This is a genomic window from Piscinibacter sp., assembly GCF_050175855.1.
Classification (GTDB): domain Bacteria; phylum Pseudomonadota; class Gammaproteobacteria; order Burkholderiales; family Burkholderiaceae_C; genus Piscinibacter.
On sequence record NZ_JBFXIO010000277.1, the window covers coordinates 1 to 7,157 of the forward strand.

10 protein-coding genes are annotated in these 7,157 nt (G+C 72.1%); 7 read left to right on the forward strand and 3 right to left on the reverse strand.

Features of this window, described 5'->3' with window-relative positions; all coding sequences use genetic code 11:
• Nucleotides 1–610, reverse strand: a 610-nt coding sequence (locus AB7U92_RS18620; protein ID WP_428580337.1) for a rhomboid family intramembrane serine protease, incomplete at its 3' end; no start/stop codon positions are given.
• A 36-nt stretch (nucleotides 611–646) separates the two neighbouring features.
• On the opposite strand from AB7U92_RS18620, the gene AB7U92_RS18625 reads away from it, so the two are divergent.
• Nucleotides 647–1,690: a DUF2332 domain-containing protein gene (locus AB7U92_RS18625; protein ID WP_428580339.1), complete on the forward strand. Its 1,044-nt coding sequence runs from the start codon at nucleotides 647–649 to the stop codon at nucleotides 1,688–1,690.
• Nucleotides 1,691–1,693: 3 nt separating this feature from the next.
• Here the strand turns inward: AB7U92_RS18625 and AB7U92_RS18630 are convergent, their stop codons facing one another.
• Entirely contained in the window at nucleotides 1,694–2,764 is a 1,071-nt protein-coding gene (locus tag AB7U92_RS18630; protein ID WP_428580342.1) for an aldo/keto reductase, read from the reverse strand.
• Nucleotides 2,765–2,837: 73 nt separating this feature from the next.
• Between AB7U92_RS18630 and AB7U92_RS18635 the strand changes: the two genes are divergently transcribed.
• From AB7U92_RS18635 to AB7U92_RS18660, 6 genes are all read left to right on the forward strand, one after another.
• The gene (locus tag AB7U92_RS18635) at nucleotides 2,838–3,218 is read left to right on the forward strand and encodes a hypothetical protein (protein ID WP_428580345.1); all 381 of its coding nucleotides are present in this window, start codon (nucleotides 2,838–2,840) and stop codon (nucleotides 3,216–3,218) included.
• 85 nt (nucleotides 3,219–3,303) lie between these two features.
• Nucleotides 3,304–3,858 (forward strand): DUF2975 domain-containing protein, encoded by a 555-nt coding sequence (locus AB7U92_RS18640; protein WP_428580348.1) that lies wholly within the window; start codon nucleotides 3,304–3,306, stop codon nucleotides 3,856–3,858.
• A 13-nt stretch (nucleotides 3,859–3,871) separates the two neighbouring features.
• Complete coding sequence (locus AB7U92_RS18645) at nucleotides 3,872–4,099, forward strand: helix-turn-helix domain-containing protein (protein ID WP_428580351.1); 228 nt, start codon at nucleotides 3,872–3,874, stop codon at nucleotides 4,097–4,099.
• Nucleotides 4,100–4,128: 29 nt separating this feature from the next.
• A complete protein-coding gene (locus AB7U92_RS18650) occupies nucleotides 4,129–4,677 on the forward strand; it encodes a hypothetical protein (RefSeq protein ID WP_428580354.1) in 549 nt (182 codons plus the stop codon).
• A gap of 84 nt (nucleotides 4,678–4,761) precedes the next feature.
• Entirely contained in the window at nucleotides 4,762–5,742 is a 981-nt protein-coding gene (locus tag AB7U92_RS18655) for a thiamine pyrophosphate-dependent dehydrogenase E1 component subunit alpha (RefSeq protein ID WP_428580357.1), read from the forward strand.
• A gap of 26 nt (nucleotides 5,743–5,768) precedes the next feature.
• Nucleotides 5,769–6,743, forward strand: a complete 975-nt coding sequence (locus tag AB7U92_RS18660; protein WP_428580360.1) for an alpha-ketoacid dehydrogenase subunit beta — start codon at nucleotides 5,769–5,771, stop codon at nucleotides 6,741–6,743.
• A 12-nt stretch (nucleotides 6,744–6,755) separates the two neighbouring features.
• Here AB7U92_RS18660 and AB7U92_RS18665 read toward each other — a convergent pair whose 3' ends face one another.
• Entirely contained in the window at nucleotides 6,756–6,989 is a 234-nt protein-coding gene (locus tag AB7U92_RS18665; RefSeq protein ID WP_428580363.1) for a DUF2917 domain-containing protein, read from the reverse strand.
• Nucleotides 6,990–7,157: the final 168 nt, after the last annotated feature.

Sequence of the window (7,157 nt, forward strand, 5' to 3'; positions counted from 1 at the left end):
TGGAGAGGGCCCGGCCGATCGAGCCCGGCACCACCACCGCCATGAACAGCAGCCCGGCCACCGCGCCGGCGGCATGCGCGTCGTGGTTGATGCGGCCCATGCCGGTGCGCCCGGCCAGCACGCTGTAGGCGAGGTAGCCGAGCGCGAACAGCGGCGCCGGGATCGGGAAAGGGATCGGCAGGATGTAGAGCGACGACCCCGGGTTCACGACGATGGCAGCAAACACCACCGCGAGGATCGCGCCCGAGGCACCCAGGCTCGAATACCCCGGGTTGCGGCGATGCAGGGCCCAGGTCGCCACGCTGCTGGCCAGCAGCCCGAAGACGTAGAGCGCGACGAAGGCGGGCGTGCCCAGGCGGCGCTCGAGGTCGAAGCCGAAGGCCCAGAAGCTGAAGCCGTTGAACAGCAGGTGAGGCAAGTCGGCATGGATGAACCCGCTCGTGACCAGCGTGTGCCACTGGCGCTGCGGCACCAGGTGGTACGGGCGCAGCAGGTGGCGCTCGATGATCTGCGGCCGGCCGTTCAGGCCGAGCAGGCTGACGATCGCGATGACCGCCAGCAGCAGCGTGGCGGCCGGTGCGCCGCTGAAGAATCCGAAGGCTTCGTGCATGATGGACCGCACTCTAACCACCCGATGAAGTGCCCCGTGAGCGACGCGCTGATCGATGCCTTCCGCGAGCAGGTGCGCTGGTGCGACCGGCTCGGCTCGCCGTTCAATGCACGGCTGCTGGAATGGCTGGCCGACGACTGGCTCGCCGGTGGGCCGATGCGCCAGCTGCTCCCGTCGTGGACGGCCGGCCCGCCGGCACACGATCTGGTGCCGCTGCGCATCGCCGGCGCCTGCCATGCGCTGGCACTGTCGGGCCGGCATGGCGAACTCGGCCAGCTCTATCCACCGGCGGCCGCCGCGTTCGATGCCGAAGCCCTCGCCCCGCTGCTGAGCTGCCTGCTCGTCGACGAGGCGGCGCACTTCCACACCTACCTCGCCAGCGCGCCGCAGACCAACGAAGTGATGCGCAGCGCGGTGCTGATCGGCGGCTACGCGGCCATTGCGCAGGCCACCGGCCTGCCGCTGGCCCTGCGCGAGATCGGCGCGAGCGCGGGCCTGAACCTGCTGTGGGACCGCTTCCGCTACGAGCTTGGCGCGCAGCGCTGGGGTGACGAGGCCAGCCCGGTGCGCATCGCCTCCGATTGGCGCGGCAACGCGCCCGTGCTGCCGGCGCGCATCGGCGCTGCCGAGCGGCGCGGCAACGACCTGATGCCCATCGACGTGGGCGACGACGACGCGGTGCTACGCTTGCGCAGCTACGTCTGGCCCGACCAGGCGGCGCGCGCCGTGCGGCTGCAGGGCGCGATCGCCATCGCGCGGCGCGAGCGGCCGGTGGTGGACGCCGGCGACGCGGCAGCCTGGGTCGAGCGCGAACTCGCCGAGCCGAAGCCTGGCGTGGCCACCGTGCTCGTGCACTCGGTGGTGTGGCAATACCTGCCGCCGGCCACGCGCATGCGCATCGAGGCCGCGCTCGCGGAGGCTGCGCAGCGGGCGCGCACCGACGCGCCGCTGGCCTGGCTGCGCATGGAGTTCTATGCGAGCGGTGCGCCGGCGGAACTGCGGCTCACGCTGTGGCCCGGCGGCGTCGAGAAGACGCTGGCCACGGCCCACCCGCATGGCGAATGGGTCGAGTGGATGTAGCGGCTACTGCGCGGGATCGCGGTGCGTCCAGCGAATCGCATCGATCTCCGCCAGCAGCTCGGGCGACAGCGTCGTGCCCCAGGCCGCGAGGTTCTGGTCGAGTTGCTCGACGCTGGTCACGCCGATGATGGTGCTGGCCACGCGCCAGCTCGTGTAGCAGAAGGCCAGCGCGAGCTGCGTCGGCGTCAGGCCATGGCGGCGGGCCAGCTCGTTGTAGAGCTTCGCCGCCTCCAGCGCCTCGGGCCGCGCCCAGCGCTGCTTCTTCATGGTCTCGAACATCGCCAGCCGCCCGGGCTGCTCGGCGGCGTTCAGGCCGATGCCGTCGTACTTTCCGGTCAGCGCGCCGAAGGCCAGCGGGGAGTAGGCCAGCAGCGACACCTGCAGCCGGTGCATCACCTCGTCCAGGCCGTTGTCGAGCGCGCGGCTGGTCAGCGCATAGGGGTTCTGCACCGTGGCCACGCGCGGCAGGCCGTGCATCTCGGCGAGCTTGACGAACTCGGCCACGCCGTAGGGCGACTCGTTGGACAGGCCGACGTAGCGCACCTTGCCGGCCTTCACCAGTGCCGCCATCGCCTCCAGCTGCGTGTGGATGGAAGACACTTCGCGGTCCTTGGCCGGGTCGAAGTAGAGGGCGCCGAAGCTCGGCACGTTGCGCGCCGGCCAGTGGATCTGGTAGAGGTCGATCACGTCGGTGCGCAGCCGCTTGAGGCTGTCGTCGCAGGCACCGGTGATGTCGGCGGCGGTGAGGTCGGGGCTGCCGCCACGGATCCAGTCCATGCCACGCGCCGGCCCCGCCACCTTGGTGGCCAGCACCACCTTCTGCCGCGCGCCGGGGCGGGCTGCGAACCAGTGGCCGATGATGGTCTCGGTGGCGCCGAAGGTCTCGCGCTTCGCGGGCACTGAGTACATCTCGGCGGTGTCGATAAAGTTGATGCCGCGCTCGAGCGCGTGGTCGAGGATGGCGTGCGCCTGTGCCTGCGGCACCTGCTCGCCGAAGGTCATGGTGCCGAGGCAGATGGGGGTGACGCGCAGCTCGCTGCGGCCCAGGGTGCGGAGGGGGAGTGCGGAAGTCATGGCGCGAGTCTACGGTGGCGGCTCCGCGGCCTCTGGCACTATGCCTGCGTCGTCGACCTTCGCCGCTGAACGCATGGCACTGCTCCTCCTCCAGCTCGGCGCCCACCCCAATGAGATCGCGGCCACCCAGCGCGACGAGTGCATCGAGGGCGGCGCGTTCTTCCTCGACTTCAGCCGGCCGCTGGGGCGGCTGCGCTGGTGTGGCGCGTGGAACCGCCGGCTGGGCGTCACGATGAGCCTGATCGTTCCGGTCGTCCACCAGGGCGAGGGCTCCGGCAGCCGCTCCATCGCCGTGGACCGCGGCGACCCCTACTTCGCGGAACTGCAGCGGCTGTGGAAGGAGCGCTTCCCGCGCGAGCGCGCGCGGCCGTCGTCAGACGTGCCGGCCGAAAAGGTCGACGCCGACTTCGCCACCCAGTTTCCCGACGACGCCGCTCACCGCCAGCGCGCTTGAGCCGCCCTGAGCGCTGGACCGGATCGCCAAAGTTTATTGTTTTACAGTAAACTTTTGTCCTTTCACAGCAATCATGGAGCCTGCCATGACGCCATCTGCTCCCCCGGCCACCCTGCCCGGCTCGCTCGGCCGTGTCGTGCTCGTCGTGCGGGCACTGTGCGTGCTGGGCATGCTCACGCTGGTGGCGGTGCCGATCTGGTTCTGGCTCTCGCCGGACAACGTGCTGGCGCTCGGGCCGCAGATGTCGGGTGTCAGCGGTGCCATCGCGGTCGATGACCGGGCGCGCGCCCTGGGCGCGGCCGTGTCGCTGCTGCCCGTCGGCATCGGCCTGTATGCGCTGTGGCAGCTGTGGAAGCTCTTCGCCGAGTACGGTGCCGGCCGCGTGTTCGGCCGCGTGGCGCTGGCGCGGCTGAAGCGCTTTGCCTGGGCGCTGCTGGCCGCGGCATCGCTGGCGCCGCTGGTGCGCGCGGCGATGTCGGTGGTGCTCACGCTCGGCAATCCGCCGGGGCAGCGCCAGCTAGTGATCGGCTTCTCGTGGGACGACTACCTCTCGGTGCTGCTGGCCGTGGTGCTGATCGCCATCGCCACGGTGATGGCCGAGGCCGTGCGGCTGGCCGAAGAGAACGAAGGCTTCGTCTGAGACCGGCGGCCCCATGCCCATCGTCGTCAACCTCGATGTGATGCTCGCCAGGCGCAAGATGCGCTCGCGCGAGCTGGCCGAGCGGGTCGGCATCACCGAACAGAACATCTCGCTGCTGAAGTCCGGCAAGGTGCGCGGGGTGCGCTTCGACACGCTCTCGCGCATCTGCGCCGTGCTCGAGTGCCAGCCGGGTGACCTGCTGGAATACCGGCCGGGCCCGGAAGAGCCCGACGAACCATGACACCCGGTGCGGCACGCACGCGGCGGCGCGTGGCCGCGATCGTCATGCTGCTGCACCTGACGCTCCTGGCGTGGTGGATGCATGCCGACCGACGCGAGCGCGCGACTGCCGGCGAGGTGCCTCGGGTGAGCGTGCGCCTGATCGCGGCCGCCCCGCCCCGGCCGGCCCTCGCCGAAGCGCCGGCACCCCGCGCGGCGCCCGCCCGCGTGCGGCGGCCCGCGCCGGCACGGCGCCCGCTGCCGGCGCCGCCGGTGCCGGCCGCCCTCGAGCCCCAGCCCATCACCGTGGCCGCCCCCGAGCCGGCCGCCTCGCAGCCGCTCGCCGGGCCCGCGCCCTCGCTGATGGACGGCGAGGCCACGCGCCGCGCCATCCGCGCCGCGGCGCGCGAGCCCGGCCTGGCCACCCAGGCCGGCCGCCAGGGCCCGGCGCTGCAGACGCCCGACGAGCGCCTGGGCGAACGGGTGCAGCGCAGCGCCAAGGGCGATTGCCTGAAGGGCGAGTACCTGGGCGGCGGCATGGGGCTGCTGAGCCTGCCCTTCCTGGCCGCTGCCGCGCTGCGCGACCAGTGCCGGCGTTGATGAGGCCCCGCGCGGCGGGCCATGGCCCGCCGCGTGGCTCCAACGGCCGATGCGGCGGTTGGGCGTGATTTCCAGAATCCCGCCATGTTCGCTCACCCCACCACTGCCATGCCGCACACCAGCCGTCTCGCCCTGCTCGAGACCATGATGCTGATCCGCGCCCACGAGGAGCGGCTCGCGAAAGACGCCGGCCAGACGCCCGGCACCTGCACGGCCGTCGGCCAGGAAGCCGCCGCCGCGGGCGTGATGGCCGCGCTGCAGCCGCGCGACCGCATCCTCACCAACCACCGCAGCGCCGGCCACCTGCTGGCGCGCGGCGCCGACCCGGGCCGGCTGATGGCCGAGATCCTGGGCCGCGCCGACGGCTACTGCCGCGGCAAGAGCGGCTCGCTGCACGTCAGCGCCAAGGAACTGGGCGTGGTGCTCACCTCCACCATCGTCGGCGGCGAGCTGTCGCTGGCACCCGGCGTGGCGCTGGCGCAGAAGATGGGCGGCGCGGGCACCGACGCCGGCGGCATTACCGCCGTCTTCTTCGGCGACGGCGCGGCCTGCGAGGGCATCCTGCACGAATCGGTGAACCTCGCCGTCACCTGGAAGCTGCCGCTGCTGTACGTCTGCGAGAACAACCAGTGGCAGGCCTTCGTGCGCCGCGACGAGACCATGCCGGTCAGCGAGGTGCGCGAGTGGGTGCAGGGCCACGGCCTGCCCAGCTTCGCGGTGGACGGCAACGACGTGGAGGCCGTGCGCCGCGCCGCGCTGGCCGCTGCCGAGCACGTGCGCAGCCGGGGCACGCCCTACTTCCTGGAGCTCGTCACCTACCGCCAGCGCGGCCACTACGAGCCCGATGACCAGGCGTACGTCGACCAGGAGGAGCTCGCACGCTGGAAGGCGCGCGACCCGATCGCCATGCTGCGCGATCGCCTGCTCGCCGAAGGCGTGCTCGCCAAGGGCGAGCTCGCCCACTTCGAGCAGCGCGTGGCCGACACCATCGCCGCCGCCCACGCCTTCGCGCTGGCCTCGCCCTGGCCCGACCTGTGCGAGCTCACCACCGACGTCTACGCCTGACCTGATCCCATTCGCGAGAAACCATCATGCAGAACCTCACCGTCAACGACGCCATCTCTCAAGCCCTCGCCGAGGAGATGCGCCGCGACCCGCGCGTGCTCATGTTCGGCGAAGGCGTGGCCACCAAGCGGGGCGAGCTGCTCGCCGAGTACGGCGCCGAGCGCGTGCGCAACACGCCGCTGGCCGAGGCCATCATCGCCGGCACCGCCGCCGGCGCGGCGGCCATGGGCCTGCGCCCGGTCATCGACCTGCTGTTCGCGCCGTTCATGACCCTGTCGATGGACGCCATCGTCAACAGCGCGGGCAAGCTGCGCTACCTCTCCGGCGGGCAGTTCGAGTTCCCGATGGTGGTGATGGCGATGAGCGGCGCCGGCTGGGGCGTGGGTGCGCAGCACAACCACAACCTGGAGGCGATGTTCGTGCACGCGCCGGGGCTCAAGGTGGTGATGCCCTCGAGCGCGGCCGACTTCAAGGGCCTGCTCAAGAGCGCGATCCGCGACGACAACCCGGTGCTGTTCTTCATGGACATCGCCCTCGGCTACACCCCCGGCGAGGTGCCCGACGGCGAGCACGTGGTGCCGCTCGGGCAGGCCGCCGTGCGGCGCAGCGGCCGCGACGTGACGCTGGTGAGCTACGCCAAGACCGTGGGCCACTGCCTGACGGCCGCCCAGGGCCTGACGGAACTCGGCGTCGATGCCGAGGTGATCGACCTGCGCAGCCTCAAGCCGCTGGACGAGGCCACGATCCTGCGCTCGGTGCGCAAGACGGGCCGGCTGGTGGTGGTGCACGAGGCCGCGGCGCCCTGCGGCGTGGGCGCGGAGATCGCCGCACTCGTGGCGGAGAAGGCCTTCGACACGCTGAAGGCTCCGGTGCGCCGGCTCACCGGGCCGGATGCGCCGGCGCCTTCGTCCTGGGTGCTCGAGCAGGCCGGCGTGCCGCAACCCGAGGCGATCGTGAACGCCGCCGCGGCGCTGGTGCTCAGCGAGGCCGTGGCGGCCTGAGCGCCGCGCGCCTCAGGCGGCATCGACGGCCAGCTGCGCCTGGCCCTCGGCGCCGATCAGCACGCGCGAACGGGCGTCGAGCCGCAGCTGGTCGCCGGCGTCGAGGAAGTGATCGTCGAGGTCCCCGGGCCGCGTCACCCACACGCGGCCGGCGACCACGCGCAGGTGCACGGCCACGGCCTGCGTCCAGCGCAGCAGCTGGCCGTCGTCGAGGTGCAGCACGAGGGGTGTGGGGAGCTTGAGCATGGCGGAGCCCTTTCGAACATGGGCATCCAGTGTCGGCAGCCGCGCGTTCCGGCGACAGATCCAGCGCTGCACGAATGACACCGGTACAGCGGCCCGCCGCGCGGCTCTGTACTGGCGATCAATGCGCACCTCTGTACCGGTACAGCGGCGCGGCCGGGGTTCACAATG

Excerpts from the sequence above, each read along its gene's own strand:
- AB7U92_RS18645 (WP_428580351.1), top strand. The coding sequence starts at position 3,872 with ATGCCCATCGTCGTCAACCTCGATGTGATGCTCGCCAGGCGCAAGATG.
- AB7U92_RS18630 (WP_428580342.1), bottom strand. The coding sequence starts at position 2,764 with ATGACTTCCGCACTCCCCCTCCGCACCCTGGGCCGCAGCGAGCTGCGC.
- AB7U92_RS18635 (WP_428580345.1), top strand. The coding sequence starts at position 2,838 with ATGGCACTGCTCCTCCTCCAGCTCGGCGCCCACCCCAATGAGATCGCG.
- AB7U92_RS18640 (WP_428580348.1), top strand. The coding sequence starts at position 3,304 with ATGACGCCATCTGCTCCCCCGGCCACCCTGCCCGGCTCGCTCGGCCGT.
- AB7U92_RS18660 (WP_428580360.1), top strand. The coding sequence starts at position 5,769 with ATGCAGAACCTCACCGTCAACGACGCCATCTCTCAAGCCCTCGCCGAG.
- AB7U92_RS18655 (WP_428580357.1), top strand. The coding sequence starts at position 4,762 with ATGTTCGCTCACCCCACCACTGCCATGCCGCACACCAGCCGTCTCGCC.
- AB7U92_RS18665 (WP_428580363.1), bottom strand. The coding sequence starts at position 6,989 with ATGCTCAAGCTCCCCACACCCCTCGTGCTGCACCTCGACGACGGCCAG.